The 14,361-nt window shown below is 58.9% G+C and carries 12 protein-coding genes; 6 read left to right on the top strand and 6 right to left on the bottom strand.

Features of this window, described 5'->3' with window-relative positions; all coding sequences use genetic code 11:
- Positions 1 to 116 precede the first annotated feature (116 nt).
- Positions 117 to 884, top strand: coding sequence for an SDR family oxidoreductase (locus KGB27_RS28430; RefSeq protein WP_008036792.1), 768 nt, complete (start codon positions 117 to 119; stop codon positions 882 to 884).
- Between the two features lie 632 nt (positions 885 to 1,516).
- On the opposite strand, the gene KGB27_RS28425 is transcribed toward KGB27_RS28430, so the two are convergent.
- The 5 genes from KGB27_RS28425 to KGB27_RS28405 form a co-directional block, all read right to left on the bottom strand.
- On the bottom strand, positions 1,517 to 2,233 hold the full coding sequence (locus KGB27_RS28425) for a hypothetical protein (RefSeq protein WP_223481817.1): 717 nt from the start codon (positions 2,231 to 2,233) through the stop codon (positions 1,517 to 1,519).
- A gap of 135 nt (positions 2,234 to 2,368) precedes the next feature.
- A complete protein-coding gene (locus KGB27_RS28420; protein ID WP_223557193.1) occupies positions 2,369 to 2,620 on the bottom strand; it encodes a DUF1652 domain-containing protein in 252 nt (83 codons plus the stop codon).
- 182 nt (positions 2,621 to 2,802) lie between these two features.
- Positions 2,803 to 4,293, bottom strand: coding sequence for a helix-turn-helix transcriptional regulator (locus KGB27_RS28415; RefSeq protein WP_223557192.1), 1,491 nt, complete (start codon positions 4,291 to 4,293; stop codon positions 2,803 to 2,805).
- Between the two features lie 208 nt (positions 4,294 to 4,501).
- Positions 4,502 to 5,785 (bottom strand): Zn-dependent hydrolase, encoded by a 1,284-nt coding sequence (locus KGB27_RS28410; RefSeq protein WP_223434627.1) that lies wholly within the window; start codon positions 5,783 to 5,785, stop codon positions 4,502 to 4,504.
- A gap of 140 nt (positions 5,786 to 5,925) precedes the next feature.
- Positions 5,926 to 7,410 (bottom strand): NCS1 family nucleobase:cation symporter-1, encoded by a 1,485-nt coding sequence (locus KGB27_RS28405; protein ID WP_008036778.1) that lies wholly within the window; start codon positions 7,408 to 7,410, stop codon positions 5,926 to 5,928.
- 552 nt (positions 7,411 to 7,962) lie between these two features.
- Here KGB27_RS28405 and hydA point away from each other — a divergent pair.
- The 3 genes from hydA (at position 7,963) to preA (ending at position 12,201) form a co-directional block, all read left to right on the top strand.
- Positions 7,963 to 9,402: a dihydropyrimidinase gene (hydA, locus tag KGB27_RS28400; RefSeq protein WP_008024835.1), complete on the top strand. Its 1,440-nt coding sequence runs from the start codon at positions 7,963 to 7,965 to the stop codon at positions 9,400 to 9,402.
- Positions 9,403 to 9,558: 156 nt separating this feature from the next.
- Entirely contained in the window at positions 9,559 to 10,926 is a 1,368-nt protein-coding gene (locus KGB27_RS28395) for an NAD(P)-dependent oxidoreductase (RefSeq protein ID WP_223557191.1), read from the top strand.
- Positions 10,927 to 12,201: an NAD-dependent dihydropyrimidine dehydrogenase subunit PreA gene (gene preA, locus KGB27_RS28390; RefSeq protein ID WP_192227454.1), complete on the top strand. Its 1,275-nt coding sequence runs from the start codon at positions 10,927 to 10,929 to the stop codon at positions 12,199 to 12,201.
- 116 nt (positions 12,202 to 12,317) lie between these two features.
- Here preA and KGB27_RS28385 read toward each other — a convergent pair whose 3' ends face one another.
- Positions 12,318 to 12,938 carry a TetR/AcrR family transcriptional regulator gene (locus KGB27_RS28385; RefSeq protein WP_008024841.1) on the bottom strand — a complete coding sequence of 207 codons (621 nt, stop codon included), beginning with the start codon at positions 12,936 to 12,938 and terminating at the stop codon, positions 12,318 to 12,320.
- Between the two features lie 146 nt (positions 12,939 to 13,084).
- Between KGB27_RS28385 and copC the strand changes: the two genes are divergently transcribed.
- Positions 13,085 to 13,450 (top strand): copper homeostasis periplasmic binding protein CopC, encoded by a 366-nt coding sequence (gene copC / locus KGB27_RS28380; RefSeq protein WP_223557190.1) that lies wholly within the window; start codon positions 13,085 to 13,087, stop codon positions 13,448 to 13,450.
- Positions 13,451 to 13,453: 3 nt separating this feature from the next.
- Positions 13,454 to 14,311 (top strand): copper homeostasis membrane protein CopD, encoded by an 858-nt coding sequence (gene copD / locus KGB27_RS28375; RefSeq protein ID WP_223557189.1) that lies wholly within the window; start codon positions 13,454 to 13,456, stop codon positions 14,309 to 14,311.
- The last annotated feature ends 50 nt before the right edge of the window (positions 14,312 to 14,361 follow it).

The following is a 14,361-nucleotide window of genomic DNA, read 5'->3' as shown; positions in this document are numbered from 1 at the left end:
GAATTGGACACTGCGGTGTATCTGTAATACCGCGTAATCGTTCTTCGCCGGCAAGTCGGGTCGCCGCATCGCTGGCTCCCACGGTACAAATGTCAGGCCTATAACAAGGAACTCCCATGTCCAAGACTCAATTGTTCGACCTCGACGGCAAGATCGCTTTCGTCTCCGGCGCCAGCCGCGGTATCGGTGAAGCCATCGCCAAACTCCTGGCCCAGCAAGGCGCCCACGTCATCGTCTCGAGCCGTAAACTCGAAGGCTGCCAGCACGTCGCCGACGCCATCATCGCTGCCGGCGGCAAAGCCACCGCCGTCGCGTGCCACATCGGCGAAATGGAACAAATCAGCCAGGTCTTCGCCGGCATCCGCGAACAGTTCGGCCGCCTGGACATCCTGGTCAACAACGCCGCGACCAACCCGCAGTTCTGCAACGTGCTGGACACCGACCTCAGCGCCTTCCAGAAAACCGTCGACGTCAACATCCGCGGCTACTTCTTCATGTCCGTGGAAGCGGGCAAACTGATGCGTGACAACGGTGGTGGCAGCATCATCAACGTGGCATCGATCAACGGCATCTCGCCGGGAATTTTCCAGGGCATCTACTCGGTGACCAAGGCAGCCGTGATCAACATGACCAAGGTGTTCGCCAAGGAATGTGCGCAGTTCGGGATTCGCTGCAACGCCCTGCTGCCGGGCCTGACCGACACCAAGTTTGCCTCGGCGCTGGTGAAGAATGATGCGATTTTGAAGACTGCACTGGCGCAGATCCCGCTGAAGCGCGTGGCGGATCCGAGTGAAATGGCGGGGGCGGTGTTGTATCTGGCGAGTGATGCGTCGAGTTACACCACGGGAGTTTCGCTGAATGTGGATGGCGGTTTTCTTTCCTGAGAAAGTCCGTCAATTGTAGGAGCCCGGCTTGCCGGCGATGGCAATCTCGAGAACGCCATCGCGGTAAGCCTTGCATACCCAAATGTAAAATTACGTCTTTTCAGCCGGGATAATTTTCACCCACAACTCAGGTACAGGGAGCTATTGAGTCACGCACCGAGTCAACGTGGTCTCCCTTGTCACCTGCCCTTCAGCCCTTGCGTCACCCAACACATCGGTTTTTTCAGACGTGTCACACGTGCGTTGAGGTATCGGAGGTGGGGCGGCGGGAGGTGGCGGCGGTGGACTGGCGCAACCGCTGAGTATCGTTATGCAAAAGGCAAGCGACAAAGGCGCAAACGTGCATTTCCCAAGAATGTTCATAGGTAGGCCCGCGGCAACTGATTGTCAGATATCTGTGAAACAAATGGATTTCCGCCTATTCACGGTCCGGTCACAGAGTTTTACCCACTTATTGCTTATAGCCCACTCGACCGCTTCTGCCACCCCGCATCGATGTTTCTTGCCCAATCCGCCAGTGCAAATGCCTACGACCATTAGAGAGGTCACGCCATGCAGTAATCCTGGAATGCCGACTCAATCGTTGTTCCAGTCTCTGCGTGTATTAACCCCCTTGATACCGATGCGCAGCCCTACTCTTCAGAAGAAGCTATTCCTACTTTGTACCCAGAAGGTACGAAGGTGATTCCGGTCCACGATGGAACATCAGGGGAAAAAATCCTTGCCGTTACGAACGCAGGCGTTGTGAAGACAACACGCCAGGTAATACCGTCTTTTACCATCACCTGAGGTTCCGTCGGCGTCACAACAGGTGGAAGCCATGAATCCAACGTTTTCATCTCCACCTGTTTGCCAAGCAAACTATCCCCTACCGGCTTCAACGTAATTTTAAAACTACTGCCAGCCTTTACACCGGGTACAAGCCCTGCGTGTGGTACGAATCCGCTCCAAGACGATGACTCCACGTAAATTGAAGAAACCGAATACCAAGGATGAGGAGGCGGCGTGACAATACATGGAAACGTCAAAACCTCAGTAAAGTCCATCGCGAACAATATCAACGTGGCTTTTCCGATAATGGATTGTGGAGTGATTGTAAACTCCGCGATGCCACCGCTCACTGTCACCCAACCCTTCGGGGCTATATCGATATTGGCCAGTTCGACGTCGACCACCTCCAGCCTGATTTGTTTACCGTCCAACAAGTTCGAAACGATCTTCAAAACATGTGAATCAGGCGCCTTCAGCGCAATCGGCGAACCCGGCAGATGCTCGACTCCATCTACAAATATCTTTGAGCCCTCCCACGAGTCAGGCTCTGAAAACTTTCGGCTCGTTTCGATTTCCATTATGAAACCCCTCTGATAACGCCGTGTTAAAAAGACACGGCCCACTATCAGAAAGATCGGGCAAGAGAGCTACTGTCAAACATGACAGTTCAACTAGAACAAAATGCTATAGCCCCCTTCACTTTTGATAATCCCCTACAGGATCGCATTCGGTCGACCCAGACTATTGCTTTCAAGCTCATAACGCAGTTCTTCGATCAGCGCCTGCACAGCGTCCGGCGCTCCGAGCGTTGTCAAGCTCAACCCACTGACCACCAGATCCACCTGCCCGGAAACCGGATGATAGAGCTTCACTGTGAGCGAATGATCCCCCGTAAGCGTGCACTCACAGGCCAGCGGCGAAAAACTGCGTTCCAGTTGCAAGCGTAATTGCGCCAGGGAAATCATTGCGATTCATCTGGGCGACGGCGCATAAACCCGTGCGCTCTGAACGTGACCATGTGACGGTTCCTTTTCCTGTATCGAGGGGGACGCGAAGACTCGTATCTCACCCTTACAGCCTAAGAACCGCCGAGCCCGATCAGAACATCCATTTGCACTGCCTCAACTAGTGCATTTGCACCTTAACGTTATTCCTTTGATCGGCGTTCGCTGGAAAACAATCCCCGCTCACGTGCCCAGACAATCGCCTCGCTGCGACTGTGCACATCGAGCTTGGAGTAAACCGTCGATACGTGATTGCGCACCGTATTGGGGGCCAGTTTCAGGCGCGCGGCGATTTCCTTGTCGGCCAGGCCTTCGCAGATCAGGCCAAGCACATCGCGCTCCCGGGCCGTCAGGTCGGTAAACGACACACTGGGCAATTTCGGCGAATTGGCGCTCTTCACATTGGCGAGTTTTTCGATCAGCGTACGGCTGAACCAGGACGCGTCTTGCATCACTTCTTCGATGGCCGCCACCAACTCCAGTTCGGTGCGTTTGCGCTCGGTAATGTCCATCAACACCAGCAGATAACAAGGGTTGTCCTGAATGTTCACGGTGTCGGCGCAAATCGCGCAATCGATCAGTTGAGCGTCTTTTTTACGGATACGCACATCGATGCGATCCAGGCGGCCGGTTTTCTCCAGCGCCGCAAACAGCCGAGTGCGGTCGCCTTGGTCGTGGATGAAATCGATCTCCGCGAGGGTCTTGCCCAATACGTCTTCGATGGGGTACGCGAGCGTATCAAGGAAGGCTTCGTTGACGTCGATCACCACCTGATCGCCAGCACCGCACACGAGGGTGGGCACCGGGGTCAATCGAAAGGCCTTGGCGAAACGTTCCTCGCTCTGGCGCAGGGCAACTTCAGCCTTGTGCCGTGGCTCCATGTCGACGAAAGAAAACAGCATGCAGTCTTCGTCGTTCAGCTCCAGCGGCTGCCCTGCGACGATGACCTGTTTGCTGCTGCCATCGGCCAACTTCAGCTCAGCCTGCATTTGGGGAATGGTGGTGTTTTCGCGCAAACGCTCGATCGCCAGGTCTTTCTTTTCGGCGCCTTCAAGGACGTCCAGTTCATAGGTCGAAACACCGATGACTTGATCGCGGGCATACCCGGTCATGTCCAGAAAACCCGAATTGACCTTGATGTAGCGCAAATCGCTGAGGCGGCAGATCACCGCCGGGGCCGGATTGGCATTGAAGGTCTTTTCGAAGCGCTGCTCGGCGCTGGCCCATTCGGTGACATCGTCCATGATCAGCACCAGCGACTCCGGCGCCCCTGCACTGTCGGCCAGGACCATGCTGCGCACGTTGTGAACCCAGGTGCGATCCTCGTCGGCGGTCGGCGTCACCTCCACCAACACATCGCTGAAGGTCTCGCCCCGGGCAACCCGGTTGATCGGGTAATTGTCGGTCGCCACCGGGTGGTTATTGCGATAGCGCAACGCGAAACGCCGGGCATATTCCCTGGCGTTCGCGCCCAACTCGCTTATCCGGCTGACGCCGTGCATGGCCAGCGCAGCATCATTGGCCCACACAATGGTCTGGTCGAGCTCCAGCAGAATCACCCCGTCGGACAAACCGGCAATGATCTGCTGCAACTGGCGGCGATTGGTTTCGGTGGTCAGGACGTCCTGGCTCATTGGATCTCCACAATGGCGGCCGCGCCAACGTGTGGCGCTCTGTGAAGATTACGACCGCGAGGGGTGGGGATCGTGCGGCAAACATCCGAATCCGTAGGAGCGAAGCTTGCTCGCGAAGGGGCCATCGACTTCACTATCACTGTCGATTGAACGGGCGCCTTCGCGAGCAAGCTTCGCTCCTACATGGGCTTACGCGAATTTCTGACGTTTATGCCGCGAGCTGCCCCCCGGCAATCGCCGCCGAAGCCGCCAGCATCGCCCGCAACAACACCGCACACCCCGCCGCCAGGTCATCCGGCGCGGCGTTTTCGATTTCGTTGTGGCTGATGCCGCCTTCGCACGGGACGAAGATCATCCCGGCCGGGCCGAGCTCCGCGAGGAAGATTGCGTCGTGCCCTGCTCCGCTGACGATGTCCATGTGCGACAAGCCGAGACCTTGCGCAGCACCGCGTACCGCTTCGACGCAGCCCTTGTCGAAGTACAGCGGCGGGAAGTCGGCGGTGGGGGTCAGTTCGAACGTCAGGCCGTGTTCTTCGCAAGTGGTTTCGATCACTTCACGTACTTCAGCGATCATCGAGTCCAGCCTCGCCGGTTCCAGGTGACGGAAATCGAGGGTCATGCGCACTTCACCGGGGATGACGTTGCGTGAGCCAGGATAGGCTTGCAGGCAACCGACGGTGCCACACGCGTGGGGTTGATGGCCGAGGGCGGCGCGGTTGACCGCACCGACGATCACGGCGGCGCCGACCAGTGCATCCTTGCGCAGGTGCATCGGAGTCGGGCCGGCGTGGGCTTCGACGCCGCGCAGTTTCAGGTCGAACCATTTCTGCCCGAGGGCGCCCATCACCACACCGATGGTTTTGTGTTCGTCCTCAAGGATCGGGCCTTGCTCGATGTGAGCTTCGAAATACGCGCCGACCGCGTGACCGCTGACTTTTCGTGGCCCGGCATAGCCGATGGCGTTCAGCGCTTCACCGACGGTAATGCCTTCGGCATCGACCTTGGCGAGGGTTTCTTCGAGGGTGAATTTTTCCGCAAACACGCCAGAGCCCATCATGCACGGGGCAAAACGCGAGCCTTCTTCGTTGGTCCAGACCACCACTTCCAGCGGCGCTTCAGTTTCCACGCCCAGGTCGTTGAGGGTTCGCAGCACTTCGACCCCGGCCAGTACGCCGAAGCAGCCATCGAACTTGCCGCCGGTGGGTTGGGTATCGATGTGGCTGCCGGTCATCACCGGCGGCAGGTTCGGGTTGCGGCCGGGGCGACGGGCGAAGATGTTGCCGACGGCGTCGATGCTGACGGTGCACCCAGCCTCCTCGCACCACCTGACGAAAATGTCCCGGGCCTGGCGATCGAGGTCGGTCAGGGCCAGGCGACACACGCCGCCCTTGACCGTGGCGCCAAGCCGGGCCAGGTCCATGAGCGACTGCCACAGGCGGTCGCGGTTGATGTGCTGATGGGTGGATTGCAGAACGTCTACGGCCGCGTTCATGGTGATCTCCTCAGGCAGCTGTTATAGGTTTTTCAGGCAATTCTTTGGTGTATTTGAGGCCGCCATCGCCGGCAAGCCGGCTCCTACAGGGGGACGCATTTCAACTGTAGGAGCCGGCTTGCCGGCGATAGGGCCATCCCTCACACCGGAGATTTCGCGATAGACGGGCTGGGCCGCACCGAGCACAACCCGTAATAAATCAACCCGCCCAGCGCCGAGCCAGTGAACCAGCCATAACTGTAAAACCAGCTGAACGCATCGCTGCCCAATGACAGCAACGTCAGCACCACCGGCACGCCGAACGCGATAAATCCATACCAGTTCCACGCCGGGTACACGTCATCGCGATACAACCCGGCCAGGTCCAGTTGCTGTTTCTTGATCAGGAAATAGTCCACCACCATGATCCCGGCGATGGGCCCGAGCAGGCTCGAATAACCCAGCAGCCAGTTCGAATAGACGGTTTCCAGGCTCAGGTCCGAGACAATCAGCCCAAGCTTCTTCAGCAATTCATGGCCCATCAGCAACAACCCCACCAGCCCGGTCAGCAACACCGCTTTGGTGCGGTTGATCACCTTCGGCGCGATGTTCTGGAAGTCGTTGGTCGGCGACACGATGTTGGCCGCGGTGTTGGTGGACAGCGTGGCAATGATGATCAACGCCATGGCCAGCGCCACCCAGACCGGGCTCTGGATATGGCCGATCAACGTCACGGGATCGGAGACGGTCACGCCCACCAGTTTCACCGACGCGGCAGTCATCACCACGCCCAGCGAGGCGAACAGGAACATGGTCAGCGGCAAGCCGATGATCTGCCCGACAATCTGGTCTTTCTGGCTCTTCGCATAGCGGCTGAAGTCGGGAATATTCAGCGACAACGTCGCCCAGAATCCGACCATCGCGGTCAGCCCGGCGGCGAAATAGCTGACCACACTGGCGCCTTCCGGACGCTTGGCCGGGATCGCCAGCAACTCGGTCATCGACACGTTCGGCATCGCCCACACCAGCAGACCGACACCCACCAGCACCAGCAGCGGCGCGGACAGCGTTTCAAGCCATTTGATCGAGTCGGCGCCGCGAATCACCACCCACAGGTTCAGCGCCCAGAAGACCATGAAACCGATGACTTCACCGGTGCCACCGAGGGACTTCCAGCCCTCAAACACCGAGCCCAGAAACAGGTGAATCGCCAACCCGCCGAACATCGTCTGGATGCCGAACCAGCCACACGCCACCAGCGCACGGATCAGGCAGGGAATATTGGAACCGAGGATGCCGAAGGACGAACGCAGCAATACCGGGAACGGAATGCCGTATTTAGTGCCGGGAAACGCATTCAGGGTCAGCGGGATCAACACGATGATGTTGGCGAGCAGAATTGCCACCAGCGCCTCGCCCACCGTCAGGCCGAAATAGGCGGTCAGCACACCGCCGAGGGTGTAGGTCGGCACGCAGATCGCCATGCCGACCCACAGCGCGGTGATGTGCCATTTGTTCCAGGTTCGTTCGCGCACCTTGGTCGGTGCCATGTCGTGGTTGTATCGGGGACTGTCGAGGACATCGCTGCCGGCTTCGAGCTCGAACAAGCCGTCGCGTTCGGTCACTTGCGATCTGATCTGTTGCATGGCCGCTCCACTGTTCTTTGAATTATTTTTTGCTCATCGGGGGCTGGCGGCATCAATAAACGTGCCGGGCACTCCGAATGCGCATCGGGCAGTTCCATAAAAACTTTGCAACTAACTGATGTTGATCAGTTTTATATCTATCTCCAGTGAGTACTCGGCGACGTGTCTGTTCTCTCAGGCTAAAGGCCAGGCAAGTTGTCCGAACCGTCAGGACTCAATCTGGTGCGTCGATCTTTTTTTCAAAGTTGCGCATCAACCATAGACCATTCTCAAGCGGCTGATTTCACATAAGAAATCTCGTCTATTTTTGGAACCTGTCAAGTGCGTCAAAATGGTGAGAGGCCTCACCATTTTGGTGATTAATCGATTTAGTTATTATTTATCAATAACTTAAAACGGTTATATGCTTATAAAAAATATTCTTGCTCAATCCTTGAACTCATACTAGCTTCTAATCCTGACAGCGTTGACAGGAATACGACCGTTGACGCCAGCTGCCTATAAAACAGTTAGAACTGACACCAGTCAGTCATTGCCTGCGAGGAACTCGGAATGTCTCTGTTGATCCGTGGCGCCACCGTTATTACCCATGATGAAAGTTATCGCGCCGACGTCTATTGCGCCGACGGCGTGATCAAAGCCATCGGTGACAATCTTGATGTTCCGGCGGGTGCCGAAGTGCTCGACGGCAGCGGCCAATACCTGATGCCCGGCGGCATCGACCCGCACACGCACATGCAACTGCCTTTCATGGGCACCGTGGCCAGTGAAGACTTTTTCAGTGGCACGGCGGCGGGACTTGCCGGTGGCACCACGTCGATCATCGACTTCGTGATTCCCAACCCGCAGCAGTCGTTGATGGAAGCGTTTCATCAGTGGCGCGGCTGGGCGGAAAAATCAGCGTCGGACTATGGCTTCCACGTGGCGATCACCTGGTGGAGCGAGCAGGTCCGTGAGGAAATGGCCGAGCTGGTCAGCCATCACGGGGTCAACAGCTTCAAGCATTTCATGGCCTACAAGAACGCGATCATGGCGGCCGATGACACCCTCGTAGCGAGTTTCGAGCGCTGCCTGGAATTGGGCGCCGTGCCGACCGTGCATGCGGAAAACGGCGAACTGGTTTATCACCTGCAACGCAAGTTGATGGCCCAAGGCATTACCGGCCCTGAAGCGCATCCGCTGTCGCGCCCTTCGCAAGTCGAAGGTGAAGCGGCGAGCCGGGCGATTCGTATCGCCGAAACCCTGGGCACGCCGCTGTACCTGGTACACGTGTCGACCAAGGAAGCCCTCGACGAAATCACCTATGCCCGCAGCAAGGGCCAGCCAGTCTACGGCGAAGTGCTGGCCGGGCATTTGCTGCTGGATGACAGTGTCTACCAGCATCCGGACTGGCAGACCGCCGCCGGTTATGTGATGAGCCCGCCCTTCCGTCCTCGCGGCCATCAAGAAGCGCTTTGGCACGGCTTGCAGTCCGGCAACCTGCACACCACCGCCACCGATCACTGCTGTTTCTGCGCCGAGCAAAAAGCCGCGGGGCGTGACGACTTCAGCAAGATCCCGAATGGCACTGCCGGTATCGAAGACCGCATGGCCGTGTTGTGGGATGAAGGAGTGAACACCGGGCGTTTTTCGATGCAGCACTTTGTGGCGCTCACCTCCACCAACACCGCGAAGATCTTCAACCTCTACCCGCGTAAAGGTGCGATTCGCGTGGGTGCCGATGCGGATCTGGTGCTGTGGGATCCCGAAGGCACACGGACGATTTCGGCGAAGACGCATCACCAACAGGTCGACTTCAACATCTTCGAAGGCAAAACCGTACGCGGTGTGCCGAGCCATACGATCAGCCAGGGCCGGGTGGTCTGGGCAGACGGGGATTTGCGCGCCGAGCGTGGAGCCGGGCGCTATGTCGAACGGCCGGCGTATCCGGCGGTGTTTGATTTGCTGAGCAAGCGGGCGGAGTTGAATCAGCCGGTTGCTGTGAAACGCTGAGAGCGGCCTTCGGCCTATCGCTGGCAAGCCAGCTCCTACAGGGGAATGCATTTCAACTGTAGGAGCCGGCTTGCTGGCGATGAGGCCGGCCCAGACGACACAAAACACCAATGCCCATCAGAGGCAGTTACCTCAAATAACCGTGAGGCCAACACCGTGATCAAGACCCTGACCCACCTCCCGCATCCCGTTGAGAATGCGGCCGCCCTCGCCGGCCACTTCACCGATCTGGCGCCGCCGCTCAACGATCGCCAGGCGCACCTGGAAGCCTCGCGCTGCCTGTATTGCTACGACGCGCCGTGCGTGAACGCCTGTCCGAGCGACATCGACATTCCCTCGTTCATCCGCAATATCCATCAGGACAACGTGCAAGGCGCGGCGCAAAAAATCCTCTCGGCGAACATCCTCGGCGGCAGTTGCGCCCGGGTCTGTCCGACCGAAATCCTCTGCCAGCAAGCGTGTGTGCGCAACAACGACCATGAATGCGCGCCCGTCTTGATCGGCCTCTTGCAACGTTACGCCGTGGACAACGCGCACTTTAGCGAACACCCCTTCCCGCGCGCGGCCGCAACCGGCAAACGCATCGCGGTGGTAGGGGCCGGTCCGGCCGGTTTGTCCTGCGCTCATCGCAGTGCCATGCACGGGCATGACGTGGTGATTTTCGAAGCACGGGAAAAGGCTGGCGGCCTCAACGAGTACGGAATCGCCAAGTACAAGTTGGTGGACGATTACGCACAGAAGGAGCTGGATTTCCTGTTGCAGATCGGTGGCATCGAAATCCGTCACGGGCAGAAACTCGGTGAAAACCTGACCTTGAGCGACCTGCATCAGCAATTCGACGCGGTGTTCCTCGGCCTCGGTCTCAATGCCAGCAAACAGCTTGGACTGAATCACGAGGACGCCCCCGGCCTGCTCGCCGCCACCGAATACATCCGCGAGTTACGCCAGGCCGATGACCTGACACAACTGCCTTTGGCCGACCACTGCATCGTCCTCGGCGCCGGCAACACCGCCATCGACATGGCCGTGCAAATGGCCCGCCTCGGCGCCCATGACGTGAATCTGGTGTACCGCCGCGGTGTCGAGGACATGGGCGCCACCCACCACGAACAAGACATCGCCAAAGCCAATCAGGTGCGCTTGCTGACGTGGGCGCAACCCGAAGAGGTATTGCTCGATGATCAAGGCCACGTGCGCGGCATGCGCTTCGCCCGCACACAGCTGGTAGAAGGTCGCCTGCAAACCACTGGCGAAACGTTCGAACTGGTCGCCGATGCGATCTTCAAAGCCATCGGCCAGACCTTTGACTCAAGCGCCCTCAGCGACCCGCTGGCCCGTGAACTCAAGCGTCAGGGCGATCGGATTGCCGTCGATGAACAACTGCGCACCAGCATCCCCGGCGTGTATGCCGGCGGCGACTGCACCAGCCTCGATCAGGACCTCACCGTGCAAGCCGTGCAGCACGGCAAGCTGGCTGCCGAGGCGATCAACGCTCAATTGATGCTTAACGTGGAGGCTGCGTAAATGGCCGATCTTTCGATTGTCTTCGCCGGCATCAAATCCCCCAACCCGTTCTGGCTGGCCTCTGCGCCGCCGACTGACAAGGCTTACAACGTGGTCCGCGCCTTTGAGGCCGGCTGGGGTGGCGTGGTCTGGAAAACCCTGGGTGAAGACCCGGCGGCGGTCAACGTGTCGTCGCGCTACTCGGCGCATTTCGGCGCCAACCGTGAAGTGCTTGGCTTCAATAACATCGAGCTGATCACCGACCGCTCACTGGAGATCAACCTGCGGGAAATCACCCAGGTGAAAAAGGATTGGCCGGACCGCGCCTTGATCGTGTCGTTGATGGTGCCCTGCGTCGAAGAATCCTGGAAACACATCCTGCCGCTGGTGGAAGCCACCGGCGCCGACGGCATCGAGCTGAACTTCGGCTGCCCTCACGGCATGCCGGAACGGGGCATGGGCGCGGCCGTCGGTCAGGTGCCGGAGTATGTCGAGCAGGTCACCCGCTGGTGCAAGACGTATTGCTCGCTGCCGGTAATCGTCAAGCTCACGCCGAACATCACCGACATCCGCGTCGCCGCCCGCGCGGCCCATCGCGGTGGCGCCGATGCGGTGTCGCTGATTAACACGATCAACTCGATCACCAGCGTTAACCTGGAACGCATGGTCGCCAATCCCATCGTCGGCAGCCAAAGCACTCACGGCGGTTATTGCGGCTCGGCGGTGAAGCCGATTGCGTTGAACATGGTCGCCGAAATTGCACGCGACCCGCAGACTCAAGGCTTGCCGATCTCCGGTATTGGCGGCATCGGCAACTGGCGCGACGCGGCGGAATTCATCGCGCTGGGCAGCGGCTCGGTACAGGTGTGCACGGCGGCGATGCTGCATGGTTTCCGGATTGTCGAGGACATGAAGGACGGTTTGTCACGCTGGATGGACAGTCAGGGCTATGCCAGCGTGTCGGAATTTTCCGGGCGCGCGGTGGGCAATACCACGGACTGGAAGTACCTGGACATCAACTATCAGGTGATCGCGAAAATTGACCAGGAGGCGTGTATCGGTTGCGGTCGCTGCCATATCGCTTGCGAAGACACCTCGCACCAGGCGGTGGCCAGCCTCAGGCAGGCGGATGGGACGCACAAATATGAAGTGATCGATGACGAGTGTGTGGGCTGCAATTTGTGCCAGATCACTTGCCCGGTGCAGGACTGCATCGAGATGGTGCCGATGGAGAACGGCAAGCCGTTTCTGGATTGGAATCATGATCCGAGGAATCCGTATCATGTCGCCGTCTAAAATCTGCTGCGCCTGATCTGACGCCTTCGCGGGCAAGCCTCGCTCCTACAGGTACAGCGCGGTACCTGTAGGAGCGAGGCTTGCCCGCGAAGAGGCCATCAGCAACACCCGAGATATCAGGGCTCCAACCCGATCCCGCGCAAAATCACGCTCGTCACCGTCTGCACCGCCCGCTCGAACTGCATGTCCGACAGCGGCTGGTGATCGTTCAGAATATTCACCTGATGATCAAAGTCGGCGTAATGCTGAGTCGACGCCCAGATCATGTACAGCAGGCTGGAAGGCTCCACCGGCAGGATGCGTTTGTCGTCCACCCACTGGCGAATTTTCGCTTCTTTCATCTTGGCCCAGTCGTACAGGCTGGCGTCGAGTTTCTCACCCAGCGTCGGCGCGCCGTGGATGATTTCGTTGGCCCAGACTTTCGAGCCGTAAGGCCGGCTGCGCGAGTGGTTCATCTTGGCGCGGATGTAACTGCTGAGCACCACGCGTGGGTCATCGAACATCTCGAAGCACAGCGCATCCTGCTTCCACACTTCCAGCAAATCGAACAGCACGGCACTGTAGAGTTCGGTCTTGGTGCTGAAGTAGTAATGCAGATTGGAGCGCGGCAGTTGCACTTCAGCGGCGATGTCCGCCATGGCGGTGCCGCCGAAACCTTTTTCGGCGAAGACCTTTTCGGCCCCGAGCAGAATTTTTTCGACGTTACTGCGGCGAATCTCGATCTTGTGATTGCCCATGAGGGCTCCCTGACAACAGCGTTGCTCAAGACTAGCATCCGCCCTACATCGCGGCGACAGCGGAAAACGAAACTTCGTACACCCGCCCGCTCGCGCTCGCAGTTAAACTGTCGCCCTTCTTCGAACCTGCCTCTGAGGTATCCACGATGCTTTTCAAGAAAACCCTGACCGCTGTCGCCCTGCTCGGCTCGCTGCTCGCCGCTTCGTCGGTGTTTGCCCATGCTCATCTGAAAAGCCAGACGCCGGCTGCCGACAGCACCGTGAGTGCGCCGTCGGAATTGCGCCTGGTGTTCTCCGAAGGTGTCGAAGCGGCATTCACCAAAGTCACGATCAGCAAGGACGGCGCCAACGTTGAGGTGAAAAGCCTGGCCACCGAAGGCAGCGATAAAAAGACCCTGGTCGTGACCCCGGCTGCGCCACTGGCGGCGGGCGCCTACAAAGTCGAATGGCATGCGGTGTCGGTCGATACCCACAAAAGCGAAGGCGCCTACAGCTTCAAGGTTGGCCAGTAATTCATGACGAGCGCGATGGTGCTGTGCCGCTTCCTGCATTTCACCGTGGTGCTGATGCTGTTCGGGGTCTGGGTATTCAGGCCGCTGCTGTTGGGTCATGAGGCGTTGCTGGACAAAACGCTGGCGCGAGTCAGCCGCTGGCTCGCCTCGGTCGCATTGGTCAGCGGCATCGCCTGGCTGCTGCTGATCACCGTCAGCATGGCCGGTGCGTGGGAGGCGGCGTTCGATCCGTCGACCTTGCGCCTGGTGCTGGGCAATACGTTTTTCGGCCAGGTCTGGCGCTGGCATCTGCTGCTCAATGGCTTGCTGATGGTTGTGCTGCTGACACCGCTTCACTCAAGCCTGCCCTTGCGCCTGGTCCTCGGCGGCCTGCTGCTGGCGACGTTGGCGCCGGTCGGTCACGGCGCGATGCTCGATGGCCTCAGCGGCCAGTTGCTGATCCTCAATCAAATCATTCACCTGACCTGCGTCGGCGCCTGGCTCGGTGGCTTGTTGCTGTTGGTGTTGATCCTGCGGCAACCGGCTGGCCATGCTGTCCGCGAAATACTGCAACGCTTCAGCGGCGTCGGTTATGCGCTGGTGGCAGGACTGGTGATCACCGGGCTGATCAATGTGCGGGTGTTGACCGGGCAGTTCTGGCCGACCCCGTTGCTGTCCGGGTTTGCCTTGATTCTGCTGATCAAGGTGCTGCTGGTGAGTGCGATGCTGGGGTTGGCGCTGTTCAATCGGCAGCGGATCAAGGATTGCGAGCAGCGCATGGCGACGCTCAAAACCAGCGTGATTATGGAGTGGCTGCTGGGCATTGGCGCGGTGGCGGCAGTCTCCCTCCTGGGCACCATGCCCCCGATGATTACCGGATAAAACACGCCCCCTGTAGGAGCCGGCTTGCCGGCGATGGCGTACTTGAGATC

Origin of the sequence: Pseudomonas sp. BF-R-01 (genome assembly GCF_019946615.1) — a bacterium.
Classification (GTDB): domain Bacteria; phylum Pseudomonadota; class Gammaproteobacteria; order Pseudomonadales; family Pseudomonadaceae; genus Aquipseudomonas; species Aquipseudomonas migulae.
The sequence above is the reverse complement of the archived record's forward strand: the minus strand, read 5'-3'. Positions and strand labels throughout refer to the sequence as shown.

Bases quoted from the DNA above. Each gene is read 5' to 3' on its own strand.
- KGB27_RS28420 (WP_223557193.1), bottom strand. From the start codon at position 2,620: ATGATTTCCCTGGCGCAATTACGCTTGCAACTGGAACGCAGTTTTTCG.
- KGB27_RS28385 (WP_008024841.1), bottom strand. From the start codon at position 12,938: ATGGGCAATCACAAGATCGAGATTCGCCGCAGTAACGTCGAAAAAATT.
- KGB27_RS28410 (WP_223434627.1), bottom strand. From the start codon at position 5,785: ATGAACGCGGCCGTAGACGTTCTGCAATCCACCCATCAGCACATCAAC.
- preA (WP_192227454.1), top strand. From the start codon at position 10,927: ATGGCCGATCTTTCGATTGTCTTCGCCGGCATCAAATCCCCCAACCCG.
- hydA (WP_008024835.1), top strand. From the start codon at position 7,963: ATGTCTCTGTTGATCCGTGGCGCCACCGTTATTACCCATGATGAAAGT.
- KGB27_RS28405 (WP_008036778.1), bottom strand. From the start codon at position 7,410: ATGCAACAGATCAGATCGCAAGTGACCGAACGCGACGGCTTGTTCGAG.
- copC (WP_223557190.1), top strand. From the start codon at position 13,085: ATGCTTTTCAAGAAAACCCTGACCGCTGTCGCCCTGCTCGGCTCGCTG.
- copD (WP_223557189.1), top strand. From the start codon at position 13,454: ATGACGAGCGCGATGGTGCTGTGCCGCTTCCTGCATTTCACCGTGGTG.
- KGB27_RS28415 (WP_223557192.1), bottom strand. From the start codon at position 4,293: ATGAGCCAGGACGTCCTGACCACCGAAACCAATCGCCGCCAGTTGCAG.
- KGB27_RS28425 (WP_223481817.1), bottom strand. From the start codon at position 2,233: ATGGAAATCGAAACGAGCCGAAAGTTTTCAGAGCCTGACTCGTGGGAG.
- KGB27_RS28430 (WP_008036792.1), top strand. From the start codon at position 117: ATGTCCAAGACTCAATTGTTCGACCTCGACGGCAAGATCGCTTTCGTC.